Source organism: Streptomyces sp. NPDC001536 (genome assembly GCF_042894505.1).
In the GTDB taxonomy this organism is placed as follows: domain Bacteria; phylum Actinomycetota; class Actinomycetes; order Streptomycetales; family Streptomycetaceae; genus Streptomyces.
Map to the genome: position 1 here is coordinate 306660 of NZ_JBIAVQ010000003.1, position 17522 is coordinate 324181.

Annotated in this window: 13 protein-coding genes; 6 read left to right on the plus strand and 7 right to left on the minus strand. The window is 69.9% G+C overall.

Annotation, left to right across the window (positions count from 1 at the left end):
* Positions 1-25 precede the first annotated feature (25 nt).
* Positions 26-1477 carry a hypothetical protein gene (locus tag ACFY0U_RS10375; RefSeq protein ID WP_388633127.1) on the minus strand — a complete coding sequence of 484 codons (1452 nt, stop codon included), beginning with the start codon at positions 1475-1477 and terminating at the stop codon, positions 26-28.
* Positions 1478-1615: 138 nt separating this feature from the next.
* Between ACFY0U_RS10375 and ACFY0U_RS10380 the strand changes: the two genes are divergently transcribed.
* A complete protein-coding gene (locus tag ACFY0U_RS10380) occupies positions 1616-2170 on the plus strand; it encodes a DUF4352 domain-containing protein (protein ID WP_388633129.1) in 555 nt (184 codons plus the stop codon).
* 18 nt (positions 2171-2188) lie between these two features.
* On the opposite strand, the gene ACFY0U_RS10385 is transcribed toward ACFY0U_RS10380, so the two are convergent.
* Entirely contained in the window at positions 2189-3295 is a 1107-nt protein-coding gene (locus tag ACFY0U_RS10385) for a sugar ABC transporter substrate-binding protein (protein WP_388633132.1), read from the minus strand.
* A 260-nt stretch (positions 3296-3555) separates the two neighbouring features.
* Here ACFY0U_RS10385 and ACFY0U_RS10390 point away from each other — a divergent pair, with 260 nt between their 5' ends.
* The 5 genes from ACFY0U_RS10390 (at position 3556) to ACFY0U_RS10410 (ending at position 12085) form a co-directional block, all read left to right on the plus strand.
* Positions 3556-5259: a fibronectin type III domain-containing protein gene (locus ACFY0U_RS10390; RefSeq protein WP_388633135.1), complete on the plus strand. Its 1704-nt coding sequence runs from the start codon at positions 3556-3558 to the stop codon at positions 5257-5259.
* Positions 5256-6959: a PA14 domain-containing protein gene (locus ACFY0U_RS10395; protein WP_388633138.1), complete on the plus strand. Its 1704-nt coding sequence runs from the start codon at positions 5256-5258 to the stop codon at positions 6957-6959. Before ACFY0U_RS10390 ends, ACFY0U_RS10395 begins: the two co-directional genes overlap by 4 nt.
* 18 nt (positions 6960-6977) lie before the next feature.
* The gene (locus ACFY0U_RS10400) at positions 6978-7493 is read left to right on the plus strand and encodes a hypothetical protein (RefSeq protein ID WP_388633141.1); all 516 of its coding nucleotides are present in this window, start codon (positions 6978-6980) and stop codon (positions 7491-7493) included.
* 87 nt (positions 7494-7580) lie between these two features.
* Positions 7581-10019: a PA14 domain-containing protein gene (locus ACFY0U_RS10405; protein ID WP_388633143.1), complete on the plus strand. Its 2439-nt coding sequence runs from the start codon at positions 7581-7583 to the stop codon at positions 10017-10019.
* A gap of 77 nt (positions 10020-10096) precedes the next feature.
* Entirely contained in the window at positions 10097-12085 is a 1989-nt protein-coding gene (locus tag ACFY0U_RS10410) for a PA14 domain-containing protein (protein ID WP_388633146.1), read from the plus strand.
* A 76-nt stretch (positions 12086-12161) separates the two neighbouring features.
* On the opposite strand, the gene ACFY0U_RS10415 is transcribed toward ACFY0U_RS10410, so the two are convergent.
* The 5 genes from ACFY0U_RS10415 to ACFY0U_RS10435 form a co-directional block, all read right to left on the minus strand.
* Positions 12162-12608, minus strand: coding sequence for a heat shock protein transcriptional repressor HspR (locus ACFY0U_RS10415; RefSeq protein WP_171141579.1), 447 nt, complete (start codon positions 12606-12608; stop codon positions 12162-12164).
* Positions 12609-12613: 5 nt separating this feature from the next.
* The gene (gene dnaJ / locus ACFY0U_RS10420) at positions 12614-13795 is read right to left on the minus strand and encodes a molecular chaperone DnaJ (RefSeq protein ID WP_388633151.1); all 1182 of its coding nucleotides are present in this window, start codon (positions 13793-13795) and stop codon (positions 12614-12616) included.
* Positions 13796-13837: 42 nt separating this feature from the next.
* Positions 13838-14494, minus strand: a complete 657-nt coding sequence (gene grpE / locus ACFY0U_RS10425) for a nucleotide exchange factor GrpE (RefSeq protein WP_388633154.1) — start codon at positions 14492-14494, stop codon at positions 13838-13840.
* A complete protein-coding gene (dnaK, locus tag ACFY0U_RS10430; protein WP_388633157.1) occupies positions 14491-16335 on the minus strand; it encodes a molecular chaperone DnaK in 1845 nt (614 codons plus the stop codon). The genes grpE and dnaK overlap by 4 nt, the downstream gene beginning before the upstream one ends.
* 94 nt (positions 16336-16429) lie before the next feature.
* Complete coding sequence (locus ACFY0U_RS10435; RefSeq protein WP_388633160.1) at positions 16430-17419, minus strand: MraY family glycosyltransferase; 990 nt, start codon at positions 17417-17419, stop codon at positions 16430-16432.
* Positions 17420-17522 lie beyond the last annotated feature (103 nt).

Genomic DNA, 17522 nt, shown 5'->3' on the forward strand with positions numbered 1-17522 from the left:
GGTGACTCCTGGCCCCGCGCCCCGACTACGCCGGTGCGAAGGCGAAGAAGCCGTCCTCCGTGGCCAGGTAGCCGTACCCGGTCCGCGCGTTCACCTCGGGGACGGCGGTCAGGTCCTTGGCGAGCACCTTGCGCGTCGTGACGTCCACGGCCAGTTCGCCGTCGTCCGTGCTGCCGTACAGCACCTCGCCGTTGCCGGAGAAGCGGATCGGGTCGAGGGCGTTCTCGCCCTCCTCCTGGGCCCACAGGCGGGTGCCGTCGGCCGTCTTCCAGACCGCCGTGCCGTCGAAGCCGGTGTCGAACTCGCTCTTGTCCAGGGCGGCCAGCGCCCCGTCGGCCGAGTACACGACGAGCTCGCCGCCCTCGTAGGAGGCGGTCAGGGCGCCGCTCGCCAGGTCGTACCAGGCGTAGACCTGGGTGGTGGGGCTGAGGCCGATGTCCTTCTTCCAGGCGACCAGGACCTTGCCGTCGGCGACCCTCACGATCCGGATCGTGCGGTCCCTGGGCTGCCCCTCGTCGTCGAGGACGACGCCCTTGGGCACCTCGGCCTTGGCGGAGGACCAGATCTGCTTGCCGGTGGCCAGGTCGTTGAGGGTGACGTCCGAGGGGTCGTAGTCGTAGTTTCCGGCGGCCTCGAAGCCCGGGTAGTAGCCGTCCGCGATCACCGGGGCGCGCGTCTTGTCGCCGCTGGCCGCCTGCGTCTCGGCGTCGAAGTCGCACTCGGCGTCGTCGTCGCCGTTGCAGGGGACCGTGCGGGCCGGGCCGCCCCCGATCGGGGTGAGGGTCACGGCCCCGTCGGCGGCGGCGACCGCGTAACCGGCGACGATGTGGCCGAACTCGTAGCCGGACGTCTCGCCCAGCTTCGTGCCGTCGACGGAGTACAGGGTCGCCGAGGTGGTCGTCTCCTCCTGGGTCAGACCGTCGGACTCCTTCGTCGCGGACGTGCCGACGGCGATGGCCGGGGCGCCGTCCTTCCAGGTGACGCCCTCGACCGACTGCGCGGTCACACCGAGGGTCTTGGTGACCGCGCCGGTCTTGGCGTCCCGGAACTCCAGCGTGACCTTCTCCGCCTCGTCGGAGGAGAACAGGACGCGGTTCACGTCGTCCGGCTCGCCGTCCACGGTGGCGTCGGTGAGGTACGCGCCGCTCGCGTCCTTGGCGAACAGCAGGACCGCGCCGAGGTCCAGGACACCGAGTTCCGGATTGTCCGTGGGCAGGCTCCAGGCGGCCTTTCGCGCGTAGCCGGGCAGGGCGGCGCCCTGATACGCCGGGCCGCTCGCCGCGGGCTTCCCGGAGGCCTTCCCTGAGGCGTTCGCGCCGTCGGCGGCGGGCTCGGTGCCGTCGTCGCCGCCGCAGCCCGTCAGCAGCGCCATGGACAGCGACAGACCGATGACCGCGGCACGCGTGCGCACGCGGCGCCCGGCGATGGGCGTGTTCGTGGGCGGCGTGTTCCTGGGCAGCAAGTTCCTGGTCAGCATGTTCTTCCCCCGTGTTCGAGACATGACAGCCCGGCATCCTAGACCAGTTCTTGATCTTGGCTTTGCCGTCCATGGCTCCTGCGGGCCGAAGCGCCCAGAACGTTCACTTCTCCCCACCCGCGGCGCACAATCGCCCGTATGCCGATCGCGCACCCGCTCCGTCGTACGGCCCCCGTGCTCGCCCTGCTGCTCCTCGCGGGCTGCGGGGGCGGGGACTCCGGCGGGTCGCCGCCGTCCTCCGCGTCCCCCTCCCAGAGCCCCTCACGGGCGTACAAGGACGGCCATCTCACCTTCACCGTCCTGTCGTTGCGCTGCGGCATCACCGGGGTGACCGGATCGCACGCCGACGCGCCGCCGCAGGGGCAGTTCTGCGCCGCCCGGCTGCGGGTGGAGAACCGGGACCCGAACTACCACGTCTACGAGTCGGCCCGGCAGCACCTCGCGGGCGTCACCGGCGTCCGGGCCCGGCCCGACACCTTCGCGATGGCGGTACGCCGCCAGTCGGACACGGTCAAGCTCGGCGGCCACACCCTCATGGAGGTCGAGCTCTGGTACGACGTCCCCAAGGGCGCGAAGGTCAGGGGCCTGCGCGTCTCGGGGGACAACGACCCGTCCAGCTTCACCAGCACCGTGCCGATCGGACGGGCGCCGAACGGGGTGCTGGTGCCGATGAAGCCGGTGGCCGGCAATTGAGCGGCCGACGCGGCCGGCCTACTTGAGCTTGATCGCCGCGCAGTCCGCCGCGAACTTGGCGGTGCAGATCTGGTCCACCGTGTAGATGCCGTCGGCGACGACCGTGCTCTTGATGTTCGCCCGCGTCAGCGCGGACACCGACACCAGCTGCGCCGGGATGCCCTTGTCGGTGGGGCTGTCGACGGAGTCCTGGGTGAGGGAGTCGAACAGGATGTCCTTGCCCTGGACCTTGGCCACGGCCATCTCCGCGGCGGCCTCGGCCTCCAGCGGGTAGGACTTGTACACGCTCATGTACTGCTCGCCGGAGACGATGCGCTGCACGGCTTTCAGTTCCGCGTCCTGGCCGGTGATCGGCGGCAGGGTGGTGATGCCCGCCTCCTTCATGGCCTCGATGGCGGCCTCGGCCATGGCGTCGTTGGCGGAGTAGACGGCGGCGATGTTGTCCTTGCCGATCGCCTTGATCGCCTCGGCCATGTCCTTCTTGGCGATCTCCGGCTTCCAGCCGTCGACGTCGTACGTCTCGGAGATCGTCACCTTGCCGTTGATCTCGGAGAGCGCGCCCGCCTTGAACTGGCCCGCGTTCGGGTCGGAGGGCGAGCCGTTGAGCATCACGATCTTGTCGGAGCTGTCGATGTCCGAGCCCAGCGCCTCCACGAGGGTGCGGCCCTGCACCTCGCCGACGAGTTCGTTGTCGAAGGAGACGTACGCGTCGATGGGACCCTCGGCGAGACGGTCGTAGGCGATGACGGGGATGCCCGCGTCCTTCGCCTTCTTCACCGTGGACGCGATCTTCTTGGAGTCCACGGCGTCCAGCAGGATGACGTCGACCCTGTCGTCGATCATCTTCTCCATCTGGGTCGCCTGCTTGGCCGCGTCGGCCTCGCCGTTGGCGTAGACCGTCTTGCCCTTCTTGTCGGTGAGCTCGGCGACCTTCTTCTGGATGATCGGGTAGTCGAACTCCTGGTACCGCGAGTTCGTGAGCTCCGGCATCAGCACGCCCACCGTGATGTCGTCGCCCTTGGTGGGACTCGCGTCGGCACTGTCCCCCGAGACTCCCAGCGCCCCACAGGCGGAGAGCGAGAGGGCCATCGATGACACGGCCACGCATATGGCGGTACGACGCATTGGGGAGCTCACTTCTGGTGCCTTCCGGACGCGGGCGCATATTGCACACCCAGGTGACGGAAGCCAACGCGGCCTTCACGAATCCGTCAAGAAGCAACCGTCAAATGAGATAGCAACGTTAACGCGTGTAGCTTCCGTGTAGATCCGGGGCACCAGGACACCGCACGCACCGGGCGAAGACAGCACAACCAACCCGGTTCCTCACGAGTCGTGATCACGACGGCCCACGCCCGCCGTCCCCACTCCGCTCAGAGGACCGAATGAACCCAGCCAGACGTACGACGGCCCTGACCTCCACCGCCGTCGTGCTCACCACCGCGGGCACCCTGCTCACCATCACGCCCGCCTCCGCCGCGACCACCTGCACCTCGCCGGTCTTCAAGCGGCAGCTCTTCGCGAACACCAGCTTCTCCGGAACACCGAAGAAGACGGACTGCGACAGCACGATCGACCAGAGCTGGAGCGGGGCCCCGGCCTCCGGCCTGCCGAAGGACAACTTCGGCGTCCGCTGGTCCGTGACGCGGGACTTCGGCTCCGGCGGACCGTTCACGCTCGCCGCCTCCGGACTGGACGGCATCCGCGTCTACGTCGACGGCACCCGCAAGATCGACCTCTGGAAGAACACCTCCACCACAGTCAGCAAGACCGTCAACGTCACCATCCCCTCCGGCAAGCACACCCTCCGCGTCGACTACGCCAACTGGACCGGCTCCGCCAAGGTCAAGTTCGGCTACACCCCCCGCACTTCGGCCACCGTCGACAAGGTCAAGCCCCTTGCCCCGACCGGCACTTCGGCGACGTACGACGCGGCGACCGGCAAAGCCAAGCTGACCTGGGCCAAGAACAAAGAGATGGACCTCGCCGGGTACAAGGTCTACCGACGGCTCAAGGGCGACGACAGCTGGAAGAAGCTGGCCACGACCACGGCGGGCTCGTACACGGACACTCCGCCCGCGACGGGCGCGACCTACTACTACGAGGTCCGCGCCTACGACAAGGCCGGCAACGAGTCGCCGGGCAGCGCCGACAAGCCCGTCACCACGGCCGACAGGACCGCGCCCGCGACGCCCACCGGGTTCGGGCTCACCGACGGTCAGCCGGGCGTCACGGTGTCCTGGAACGCGGTCGCGGGGGCGGCGGAGTACCTCGTGCACCGGCGCTGGGAGACCGACGGCCAGGACGAACCGGTGACGCAGGTGGCCAGGGTGAGCGGCACCTCATGGCTCGACACCAAGGTCGAGGACCGCCTCATGTACAGCTACTGGGTCACCGCGGTCGACGCCGCCGGGAACAAGTCCGCCAGGTCCGCGCCCACCGTCGTCGAACGGGATGACTGGGCGCCGTCCGCGCCCACCGGCCTCACCGCCACGACACAGGCGGGCACGGGCGTCAGGCTTTCCTGGAAGGCGCCCACCAGCCCCGTCACGCGCGACCTCGGCCTCTTCCTGATCTACCGCGACGGCCTGCTCGTCGACGAGGTCGGCGCCACGAAGACCTCGTACACGGACTCGGACGTCCAACAGGGCACCTCGTACACGTACACGGTGACCGCCGTGGACACCCAGGACCAGGAATCCGCCCCGTCGGCCCCGGTCACCGGTACCGCGCCGGCCACCGGTCTCGCCCCGGCCGCCGTCGGCGGTCTGCGCGGCGCGATCAACGGCACCGACATCGAACTCGCTTGGCAGCGCAACTCCGAGGAGGACGTCGACCACTACGAGGTCCACCGGGGCGTTCTGGTCGACGGCGTCTGGCAGTACGAACTGTGGGGCGAGGTCCGGCAGCCCTGGGTGGACGAGCCGACCCTGTACTACTCCCACGAGATCTACACCCCCCGGGGCGAGACCGTCCGCTGGGCCGTCGTCGCCGTGGACGAAGCCGGCAACTCCCGCCTCACCAGCGGTGAGGACTTCTCCTATGTCACGGTCACCGAGCCTCTCGCGGACCCGGAGAACACCGAATGAACCGTCACAGACACCTGACCGCGACCGCCGTCGTGCTCACCACCGCGGGCACCCTGCTCACCATCACGCCCGCCTCCGCCGCGACCACCTGCACCTCCCCGGTCTTCAAGCGGCAGCTCTTCGCGAACACCACCTTCTCCGGAACACCGAAGAAGACGGACTGCGACAGCACGATCGACCAGAGCTGGAGCGGGGCCCCGGCATCCGGTCTGCCGAGCAACAACTTCGGCGTGCGCTGGTCCGTCACCCGCGACTTCGGCTCCGGCGGCCCCTTCACCCTCGCCGCCTCCGGACTGGACGGCATCCGCGTCTACGTCGACGGCACCCGCAAGATCGACCTGTGGAAGAACACCTCCACCACGGTCAGCAAGACCGTCAACGTGACCATCCCGTCCGGCAAGCACACCCTCCGCGTCGACTACGCCAACTGGACCGGCTCCGCCAAGGTCAAGTTCGGCTACACACCCCGCACTTCGGCCACCGTCGACAAGGTCAAGCCCCTTGCCCCGACCGGCACTTCGGCGACGTACGACGCGGCGACCGGCAAGGCCAAGCTCACCTGGGCCAAGAACAAGGAGATGGACCTCGCCGGGTACAAGGTCTACCGACGGCTCAAGGGCACCTCGTTCGGGGCGACTCCGCTCGCGACGACCACGGGCACCTCGTACACCGACGCGACCCTGCCGGTGACCGGCGAGATCTACTACTACGAGGTCCGCGCCCACGACAAGGCGGGCAACGCATCGGCCGGTACGGCGGACCAGGCGGTCACCACCGTCGACCGCACCGCGCCCGCCGTGCCCGCCGACGTACAGGTCACCAGCCAGTCCGACAAGCTGGCACTCGGCTGGAGCGCGTCGCAAGGGGCCACGTCGTACCGGGTGTACCGGGCGGCGAGCGCCACCGCCGCGTACAGCGCGATCGGGATCACGGGCACGCTCTCGTACCAGGACACGACGGGCGAGGAAGGCGTCACCTACTACTACCGGGTGGCTGCCCTCGACACGGCGGGCAATGAGTCCGCGCGGTCCGCCGCGGTCTCCAGCTACCGCCGGGACGACACCCCGCCGTCCCCCGTGACCGGGCTGGCCGTCAGGCCGACCGAGTACGGCTTCGCGCTGAAGTGGGACGCCAACCCGACGGCCGACCTGCACCGTTACGTCGTCTACGCCGGTGACGTCATCGGTGACGAGGAGGAGCAGGTCTGCTCCGTGCACGAGGTGGAGTGGCTGTCGACCGACACCACCTCGTACGACTACGCGACCCTCCCGGACGGCGAGGAGCGCTGTTTCTTCATCGACTCCGTCGACGACAACTGGAACTCCCACTGGCAGTTCACCCGTGCGCCGAACATCGTGCCCGCGACCGAGCTCGACACCACGCCGAGCGTGGCGACGCCGGAGGGTTCGCCGCTGACGGTCGAGGCCTCCGGCGGGGAGGGCGTCGCGGACAACTCGCTGACCTGGTCCGGGATCGCCGCGGGCGCCGACCAGGAGGCGGGCGGCTACCGGGTGTACCGCTGGAACCCGGCGACCGGCGCCTACGAGAAGCTCGCCGACCTCGACGCCGCCGCCAGTTCCTACGTCGACACCGACACCCGGCTCGGCACCACGACCTACTACTGGGTCACCGCCGTGGCCGCCGACGGAACCGAATCCCTGCCGGCGGGCGACTGGACAGTCAGAGCACCGAACTCCTGACGACTCCACGGGGGCGGTATGACCATCAGCGACAGCTCCGTCACGGACACCCTCTTCGGCGCGCTCACCGTCCGCCTGAACACCTGGCGGGGTGAGGTCGTCGTCGAGGGCGAGGCGATACCGCGGGTCGTGCTGAGCCGGGCGACCGGCACCAAGGCCGACGGGGACATCCCGATCGGCACCCGGGACGCCGGTCTGCTGATCCTCACCGTCGGCGGCGAGGCGGCCGCGCTCGCCCCCGGCCGGGGACGGCTGATCCGGAGTTCGTACCGGGTCGACGTCCGGCACGCGGGCCGGCACTGGCGGCTGGTGCCCGACTCCATGCCGGACAGCCGCCTCCTGCGCGACGGGCGGCGGCTGGGCGACTTCCACTCGAAGGGCGACGGCGAGGTGAAGGCCGCCGAGTGGCGTGCGGACGCCAAGCCGGACGCCATGGACGCGGCCGTCGGGTACGCGCTGGCCGCCGCGTTCGGCACGGGCGCGGAGTCGATGTGGATGGCGGCCGTCGACACCGTCTTCGACGCGTTTCCGTGACGTACGCCGTACAACCAATCGGTGCTCTTGCCGGTCCTGTCCGACGACGGTGATCTCTCCCGTCGTCGGACAGGACCGAAGGACCCGATGAACCCAGCCAGACGTACGACCGCGGCCACCGCGACCGCCGTCGTACTCGCCACCGCGGGCACCCTGCTCACCATCACGCCCGCCTCCGCCGCGACGACCTGCACCTCCCCGGTCTTCAAGCGGCAGCTCTTCGCGAACACCAGCTTCTCCGGGACACCGAAGAAGACGGACTGCGACAGCACGATCGACCAGAGCTGGAGCGGGGCCCCGGCTTCGGGTCTGCCGAGCAACAACTTCGGCGTGCGCTGGTCCGTCACCCGCGACTTCGGCTCCGGCGGACCGTTCTCCCTGGCCGCCTCAGGGCTCGACGGCATCCGCGTCTACGTCGACGGCACCCGCAAGATCGACCTGTGGAAGAACACCTCCACCACGGTCAGCAAGACGGTCAACATCACCATCCCGTCCGGCAAGCACACCCTCCGCGTCGACTACGTCAACTGGACCGGCAGCGCGAAAATCAAGTTCGGCTACACCCCGCGCACCGCCGCCACCGTCGACAAGACCAAGCCCCTCACCCCGGCCGGGATCTCCGTCTCGTACGACAAGAGCGGCAACAAGGCCAAGCTGACCTGGGCGAAGAACAAGGAGATGGACCTCGCCGGGTACAAGGTCTACCGGCGGCTCAAGGGCGCCTCCTTCGGCAGCAAGCCGCTCGCCACGACCACCTCCACCTCGTACACGGACACCCCGCCGCCCACCGGCGCCACGTACTACTACGAGGTCCGCGCCCACGACAAGGCGGGCAACCTCTCCACCGGCACCGCCGACCAGGCGGTCACGAGCGTGGACACCACCCCGCCCGCCGCGCCGTTCGTCGAGATGGACGCCTGCCCGGTGGACCAGCCCTACGCGGCCCCGGAGCTGGTCACGACCGCGGAGAACGCGGCCGACATCGCGCTGTACGAGATGCAGCGGCTGAACTCCGCCACCAACACCTGGGCCACCGTGTACACCGGCGCCAAGGGCGCGATCTGCGACACCGGTTACGCCGCCGACGGCAGCAAGGTCACCTACCGCGGCCGGGCCCGGGACGCCGTCGGGAACTGGTCCGCGTACTCGCCGGCCACCACCTTCACCACCTCGGACCTCACCCCGCCGGCGACCGCGGCCGACGCGCGCGTCGAGTACCGGTCGGGCGTTCCGCACGTGCTGTGGTCGGCCGTCGACGGGGCCGCCTCGTACCAGGTCCTCCAGTACGACCCGGCGACCGGCGGCTGGCTCGACGCGCTGCCCGGCGCCACGGGCGGCAACACCCCGACCACCACCACGGGCACCGACGCCGTGCCGCGCCAGCTGGTCGCGGTCGCCGACAGCTACCGGTACGCGGTGCGCTCGGTGGACGCGAAGGGCAATGCGGCCGCCCCCGTGGAGGTCACGCTGACGATGGCGGACCGGCCCGAGGCGATCGCCCCGTTCCGCACCACCGCGCACAGGTTCGACGAGGGGGTGATGATCGAGTGGAGCAGCGCCGACCCGTGGACCTTCGGCGAGGACGAGCCGCTGCTCACCTACCGGATCGTCCGCACCGACCAGGCGACCGGTGAGAGCAGCGTGGTGAGCGCCTGCAAGCCCAACAACTCGCAGGACCTGCCACTGACGGACCCGGAGACCTACTGGACCTGGAACACCGGCGACGCCCCCGACTACGCCGGTTCCCGGCAGATCAACGGCGTGTGCTGGGATGTCTCCGGTGCCTCCGAGACGACGTACGACTACACGGTCGTGACGATCGACCCGTACGGCCATGAGTCGCGGCCCGGTCCGGTCGCCGGCGCGACCACACCGGACACCGAGCGCCCGGCCCCGGTGCAGAACCTGGCCGCCGAGCAGATCCCCCTCGGTGTGCGCCTGACCTGGACGCCGCCGGCCGACGACGACGTCTCGGCCTACAAGGTGTGGCAGGGCGTCACCGACCCGGAGACCGGCGAGACGGTGTGGCAGGAGAACTGCTGGACGGGCGACTCCCTGGCGGACACCGAGATCCTCTGCCCGACGGTCCCCGACGGCGCCGCGCACACCTACAAGGTGGCCGCCACGGACGGCTCCCCCTTGATCGACTGGTGGGCCGGCCCCGAGGCCTACCACCCCGCCGAGCTCTCCGTCACCCTGCCCGACACCCGGCCGCCGGGCTGGACGGGGACCGAGATCCGTGAGGACCAGTACCCGGAGCTGTACGTCGGCTGCTCCGAGAGCTCCGGCCTCGGCGACTGCGACCGGTTCAAGAGCTACCGCGTGGAGCGCTGGGACCCGGCCACGGCCGCCTACGTCACCCTCGCCGAAGGCCCGACGGACGAGGACACCGTGTTCTACATGGACGAGACGGTCCACGAGGACACGCTCGGCCTGTACTACTACCGCGTCGTCCGCCTGGACGCCGCCGGCGCGGAGGCCGCGACCACGCCGAGGGCGTACGGCATCTGGGACTCCTGGCTCTGAGACCCGAGACACGAGAGGGGCCCGGAGACATCTCCGGGCCCCTCTCCTTCCGTTGACCATCGAGACCGAAGGACCCGATGAACCCAGCCAGACGTACGACCGCGGCCACCGCGACCGCCGTCGTACTCGCCACCGCGGGCACCCTGCTCACCATCACGCCCGCCTCCGCCGCGACCACCTGCACCTCACCGGTCTTCAAACGGCAGCTCTTCGCGAACACCAGCTTCTCCGGGACACCGAAGAAGACGGACTGCGACAGCACCATCGACCAGAGCTGGAGCGGGGCCCCGGCGTCGGGCCTGCCGAGCAACAACTTCGGCGTGCGCTGGTCCGTCACCCGCGACTTCGGCTCCGGCGGACCGTTCTCCCTGGCCGCCTCAGGGCTCGACGGCATCCGCGTCTACGTCGACGGCACCCGCAAGATCGACCTGTGGAAGAACACCTCCACCACGGTCAGCAAGACCGTCAACGTGACCATCCCGTCCGGCAAGCACACCCTGCGCATCGACTACGTCAACTGGACCGGCAGCGCCAAGGTCAAGTTCGGCTACACCCCCCGCACCTCCGCCAGCGTCGACAAGACCAAGCCCCTCACCCCGACCGGGACTTCGGCGACGTACGACTCGACGACCGGCAAGGCCAAGCTCATCTGGGCCAAGAACAAAGAGATGGACCTCGCCGGGTACAAGGTCTACCGGCGGCTCAAGGGCACCTCGTTCGGGAGCGCGCCGATCGCGACGACGACCTCGACCTCGTACACCGACACCACCCTCCCGAAGACCGGCGCGACCTACTACTACGAGGTCCGCGCCCACGACAAGGCGGGCAACCAGTCGGCCGGGACGGCGGATCAGGGCGTCACCACCGTCGACACCACCCTCCCCGCCGCCCCGACCGGCGTCGAGGACAACTGGGCCGTCGGCCAGGTCACCACCGTGAAGCTGGACTGGGACAGCAGCACCGACGCCGATGTCGCCGGCTACCGGGTGTACCGCTCGACGTCGAAGCCCGTCGCCCCGACGGCCGCCAACCTGGTGAGCGGCGGCACCCTGGTCAGCCAGGGCTGGAGCGACACCCCGCCGCCGACCGGGGACTGGTACTACTACGTCGTCACGGCCGTGGACACGCACGGCAACGAGTCGGCCGTCTCCGGCACCGCCGAGTTCGAGACGTACGACACCACCGCGCCGTCCTTCGTCCCGGACCACCTGGCGGCCACCAGCGGCGACATCGCCGTCACCCTGACCTGGTCCTGGAACCGGGACCAGGACGCCGACCTGGAGACCTTCCGGGTCTACCGCGACGGTGCCTACATCGGTGACGCCACCGGCGAGTTCGTGGACCTCGACGTCGACGTGGACTCGACGTACACCTACTACGTGCGTGCCGAGGACGACGACGGCAACCTGGGTCCCGCCTCGGCCTCCGTCACCGTCAAGCACCTGGGTGACAGCACGCCCCCGGGCGCGGTGACCGGTCTGACCGCGACCTCCGCCGAGAACGGCATCCTGCTGGACTGGGACGACAGCACGGCCGACGACTTCGACCACTACGAGGTCTACCGGAGCACGGAGGTCGACGGTGTCTGGTCGCCGTACACGAACATCACCGACAGCCTGCCGTACGGCTCGACGCGGTCCGAGAACCGTGACCCGAACCTGCCGGACGACGAGTTCCTGCGCTACCGGGTCGTCGCGGTCGACGTCGACGGGAACGCCCTCGACATCGAGTCCGCGACCACCGTCCAGGTCAACGAGTTCAAGATGACGCCGGACCAGATGTACGCCGAGACCTCGGACATCCTCACCGCGGGCACCGGGGCGGGCGAGGTCTACGTGATGTACGACGGGTCCGCGGACACGTACGGCACCGCGACCGGCTTCCACGTCTACCGCTGGAACAACTCCACGCAGAGCTACGACCTGCTCTTCGACGAGCAGGGCACCGGCGCCTTCGCGTTCACCGACGCGACCGCGCCGTCCGACAGCACGGTCTTCTACAAGTTCACGGCCGTCTACGCCGACGGAACCGAGTCGGCGCCGGTGGGCACCTGGACGTTCAGCTGAGTCCAGGGGATACACCCCGCACACGCGAAGGGGCCCGGAGGATGATCCTCCGGGCCCCTTCCCCATCAGCCGTACGTCAGTCCTGGCGCCCCTTGGGCCGCCACACCACCAACGCGCTGGTCTGCTGCACTTCCTGATACGGCACCAGGTCACGGCGGTACGACGCGTGCACCGCCGCCTCCCGCTGCTGCATCGCCGCGGCGGCGCCCTCCAGGGCGGCCTCCATCTCGGCGACGCGGGACTGCAGCGCGGCGACCTGGTTCTCCAGCTCGATGATGCGCTTGATGCCGGCGAGGTTGATGCCCTCGTCCTGCGACAACGCCTGCACCGCGCGGAGCAGTTCGATGTCGCGGGCCGAGTAGCGGCGGCCCCGGCCGGCGGTGCGGTCCGGGGAGACCAGGCCCAGGCGGTCGTACTGGCGCAGGGTCTGCGGGTGCAGGCCCGAGAGCTGGGCCGCCACCGAAATGACGTAGACCGGGGTCTCCTCGGTCAGTTCATACGGGTTGCGTCGACGGCCGTCCATCTCGATCAAGCTCCCTTCGCGGCCTGGAACAGCTCCGCCCGCGGGTCCTCGCCCGCGGTCGCCTCGCGATACGCCTCGAGTGCGTCACGAGCCTTCCCCGTCAGGTCCGTCGGGACACTCACCTCGACGGTGACCAGGAGGTCGCCGCGGGTGCCGTCCTTACGGACCGCGCCCTTGCCGCGGGCGCGCATGGTGCGGCCGTTGGGCGTGCCCGGCGGCAGCTTCAGCGTGACGGCGGGGCCGCCCAGGGTGGGGACCCTCACCTCGCCGCCGAGGGCCGCCTCGGTGAACGTGACCGGGACCGTGACCGTGAGGTTGTCGTCCTTGCGCCCGAAGACCGGGTGCGTGTCGACGTGCACGGTGACGTACAGATCGCCGGCCGGGCCGCCGCGCTCGCCCGGTGCGCCCTTGCCGCGCAGCCGGATCCGCTGACCGTCCGTCACCCCGGCGGGGATACGGACCTGCATGGTCCGGGAGGACTTGGCGCGGCCGCTGCCCTTGCACTCCAGGCAGGGGTGCTCGGCCATCAGTCCGCGGCCCTTGCAGTCCGGGCAAGGGTCCGTGAGGGAGAAGCCGCCACCGGAGCCCCGCGCCACCTGGCCGGTGCCGACGCAGGTCGGGCACACGCGCGGTGTGCCGTTCTTGTCGCCGGTGCCGGAGCAGGCCTTGCACGGGGACTGCGAGGACATCCGCAGCGGCACCGTGGCCCCCTCGATGGCCTCGGTGAAGCTCAGGGTGACCTCGGTGTCGATGTCCTGGCCACGCCGGGGCTGGGTACGGGTCGTGCCCGTACCGCCCCGGTTGAACAGGCCGCCGAAGACATCGCCGATGCCGCCGCCGAAGCCGCCGGAACCCCCGGCGCCGCCCTGGGCGCCGCCTCCGAAGAGATCGCCCAGGTCGAAGTTGAAGGAGCCGCCGGCCGCGCCCGGCCCCGGGCGGAAGCCGCCGTTGCCGAAGAGGGCGCGGGCCTCGTCGTACTCCTTGCGCTTCTTGGGGTCACCGAGGACGTCGTTCGCCTCGGAGATCTCCTTGAAGCGCTCCTCGGCCTTGGCGTTGCCCTTGTTGGCGTCCGGGTGGAACTCGCGGGCGAGCTTGCGGTACGCCTTCTTGATCTCGGCCTCGGTGGCGTCCTTGGGGACGCCGAGGACCTTGTAGAAGTCCTTCTCGATGAAGTCCTTGGTGCTCATCCTCGACGCGCCCCCTTCCTGGTGTCCCGCTCAGTGGTGACCTCAGCCCTCCTCAGGGCCGTTGTCCTTGTCGTCTTCGGCCTTGGAGTCCTCCTCGGCCTTGACCGTCTGCGCGCCCGGCTGCGGTTCGGCGACGGCCACCCGCGCGGGGCGGATGGTGCGCTCGCCGATGCGATACCCGGGCTGCAGGATCGCCACGCACGTCGTCTCGGTGACGTCCGGCGCGTAGCTGTGCATCAGCGCCTCGTGGATGGTCGGGTCGAAGGGCTCGCCCTCCTTGCCGAACTGCTGCAGACCCATCTTCGCCGCGACGGTCTCCAGCGACTCCCCGACGGACTTGAATCCGCCGACGAACTCGCCGTGGTCCCGCGCGCGGCCGATGTCGTCGAGCACGGGCAGGAGTTCGGTCAGGAGGTTCGCGACGGCGATCTCCTTGACCGTGATCCGGTCCCGCTCCACGCGGCGGCGGTAGTTCTGGAACTCGGCCTGGAGCCGCTGGAGGTCCCCGGTGCGCTCTTCGAGCGCCTTGCGGGCCTGGTCCAGCTGGGCCGTCAGACCGGCGATCTGTGCTGTTGCGTCCCCGGCCGGGGCCGCCCCCGCCTCCGAGGAGGGGGCGGCGGCCTTCGGCTCGGCGTCGTCGGGGGTCGCGCCGGAGGGGACGTCGGGCTTCTCCTCGAAGCCCGGGGTCTCCTCGGTCACGCGGCACCGTCCTTGCGCTCGTCGTCGACGATCTCGGCGTCCACGACGTCGTCGTCGGCCTTGGGGGCCTCGGCGCCGGCGTCGGCGCCGCCCGCGGCCTGCGCGGCCTGGGCGTCGGCGTACATGGCCTGGCCGACCTTCTGCGAGACGGCCGCGACCTTCTCGGTGGCGGTGCGGATCTCGGCGGTGTCCTCGCCCTTGAGCGCGGTCTTCAGCTCCTCGACGGCGGCCTCGACCTCGGTCTTGACCTCGCCGGGGACCTTGTCCTCGTTGTCCTTGAGGAACTTCTCCGTCTGGTAGACGAGCTGCTCGCCCTGGTTGCGGGACTCGGCGGCCTCGCGGCGGGCGTGGTCCTCCTCCGCGTACTTCTCGGCCTCTTCGCGCATCCGGTTGACCTCGTCCTTCGGCAGCGAGGAGCCACCGGTGACGGTCATCTTCTGCTCCTTGCCCGTGCCGAGGTCCTTCGCGGTCACGTGCATGATGCCGTTGGCGTCGATGTCGAAGGCGACCTCGATCTGCGGGACACCGCGCGGGGCCGGCGGCAGACCGGTCAGCTCGAACATCCCGAGCTTCTTGTTGTACGCCGCGATCTCGCGCTCGCCCTGGTAGACCTGGATCTGCACGGAGGGCTGGTTGTCCTCGGCGGTGGTGAAGATCTCGGACCGCTTGGTCGGGATCGTCGTGTTCCGCTCGATGAGCTTGGTCATGATGCCGCCCTTGGTCTCGATACCGAGGGACAGCGGGGTCACGTCGAGGAGCAGGACGTCCTTGACCTCACCCTTGAGGACACCGGCCTGGAGGGCGGCGCCGATGGCGACGACCTCGTCCGGGTTGACGCCCTTGTTGGCGTCCTTGCCGCCGGTGAGCTCGCGCACGAGGTCGGCCACGGCGGGCATACGGGTGGAGCCACCGACGAGGACGACGTGGTCGATCTCGTTGATGGAGACGCCGGCGTCCTTCATGACGTTGAAGAACGGGGTCTTGCAGCGCTCCAGGAGGTCCGCGGTCAGCTGCTGGAACTGAGCCCGGGTGAGCTTCTCGTCCAGGTGCAGCGGGCCCTCGGCGGAGGCGGTGATGTAGGGCAGGTTGATCGAGGTCTCGGTGGAGCTCGACAGCTCGATCTTGGCCTTCTCGGCGGCCTCGCGGAGGCGCTGGAGGGCCATCTTGTCCTTGGCGAGGTCCACGCCGTGGCCGGCCTTGAACTGCTGCACCAGGTAGTCGACGACGCGCTGGTCCCAGTCGTCACCACCGAGGTGGTTGTCGCCGTTGGTGGCCTTCACCTCGACGACGCCGTCGCCGATCTCCAGGAGGGACACGTCGAAGGTGCCGCCACCGAGGTCGAAGACGAGGATCGTCTGGTCGTCCTTGTCGAGGCCGTACGCGAGCGCGGCCGCGGTGGGCTCGTTGACGATACGCAGGACGTTGAGACCGGCGATCTCGCCGGCTTCCTTCGTCGCCTGACGCTCGGAGTCGTTGAAGTACGCCGGGACGGTGATGACCGCGTCGGTCACCTTCTCGCCCAGGTAGGACTCGGCGTCGCGCTTCAGCTTCTGCAGGATGAACGCGGACATCTGCTGCGGGTTGAAGGGCTTCCCGTCGAGCTCGACCTTCCAGTCGGTGCCCATGTGGCGCTTCACCGAGCGGATGGTCCGGTCCACGTTCGTGACCGCCTGGCGCTTGGCGACCTCGCCGACCAGCACCTCGCCGTTCTTCGCGAAGGCGACGACGGACGGCGTGGTCCTGGCACCCTCGGCGTTGGTGATGACGGTGGGCTCGCCGCCCTCCAGAACGCTGACGACCGAGTTCGTCGTGCCCAGGTCGATGCCGACCGCACGTGCCATGGTGATTTCCTCCAGCTGACTTGAGTGGAACGGACTCAAGTGTGCATGACGTCCGCCGCTCGGTCAACAGACCTGAGCCAGGGGGGCTCAACTCTTATCCGTTCCTTACACGCAACTGAGCCCTGACCTGCGGAGACGGCTTCGACGGCTTCGCGCGGAGGAGTGCGAGTACGACGACCAGGGCCCCCGCGGCCACCCAGAGGACCCCCGACTCCGCGAGCCACCCGAGGTGCACCAGGACCCCGACGAGTACCCCGCAGAAGGCCCCCGCACCGAGGACGACGATGACACCCTGCGGGGTGAGCCCGAGCCGCCGGAGCCGGTGGGCGAGGTGGCGGGCGCCGGCGCCGCGGCGGGTCAGGGCGAGGAGGAGGGCCTCGGCGGCGACCAGGGCCGTCAGCGCGAACAGCACCGCCGCGCTGGAGCCCAGCCCGTATCCGGCGCGGGTGACGACCGCGGCCGAGGCGAGCACGAACCCGGCGAACAGCGACCCGCAGGAACCGAGCCCCACGCGCGCGGGCGGCCAGTTGTGCATGAGGAACCCGGTCAGCGCGGCGGCCAGCACGCTCAGCAGCACCGCGAGCCCGTCCATCACCTCCACCGCGGCACAGGCGCCCACCCCGAAGGCGGTGACGACCCCGACGGCCCCCGCGAGACCGTCGGCGTGGTCCAGGGCCCGGAAACCGACGGCGGCCAGGACGATCCAGCAGACGGCGAGGAGCCCTCCGGCGACACCGGTCTCCCCGTACGGCACGACACAGGCCGCCGCCACCGCCGTACCGGCGGCCAACGCGCGCGTCTTGACCCGCCGTACGTCCGCGAACAGCCCCAGCCCCGCGACCACCGCGCCGGCGACGAGCAGCTCTCCGACGCCGGAGCCGAGGGGCGCGACACCGGTCCGGTCCCCGACGAGCGCCACCAGACAGGTCGTGAGCACGACCGCCACACCCCCGAACAGCGGCACCTTGCGGTGCTGCCACCGCCGGTCGACGACCCCGAGCCGCAGGGCGGCGGTGCGGAGCAGCGCGGTGAGGACGGCGGTGAGGAGGAGGGCGGTCGTGGCGGCGGCGATCCCGTAGAGCACGGGTCTAAATTAGATGCGAATGTACCAATTTGGTACGAATAACACGGTCAGTTCTTAAGGCAACCCTCAGCGACGCAGATCACCGAGCGCCTGGCTACAGTGC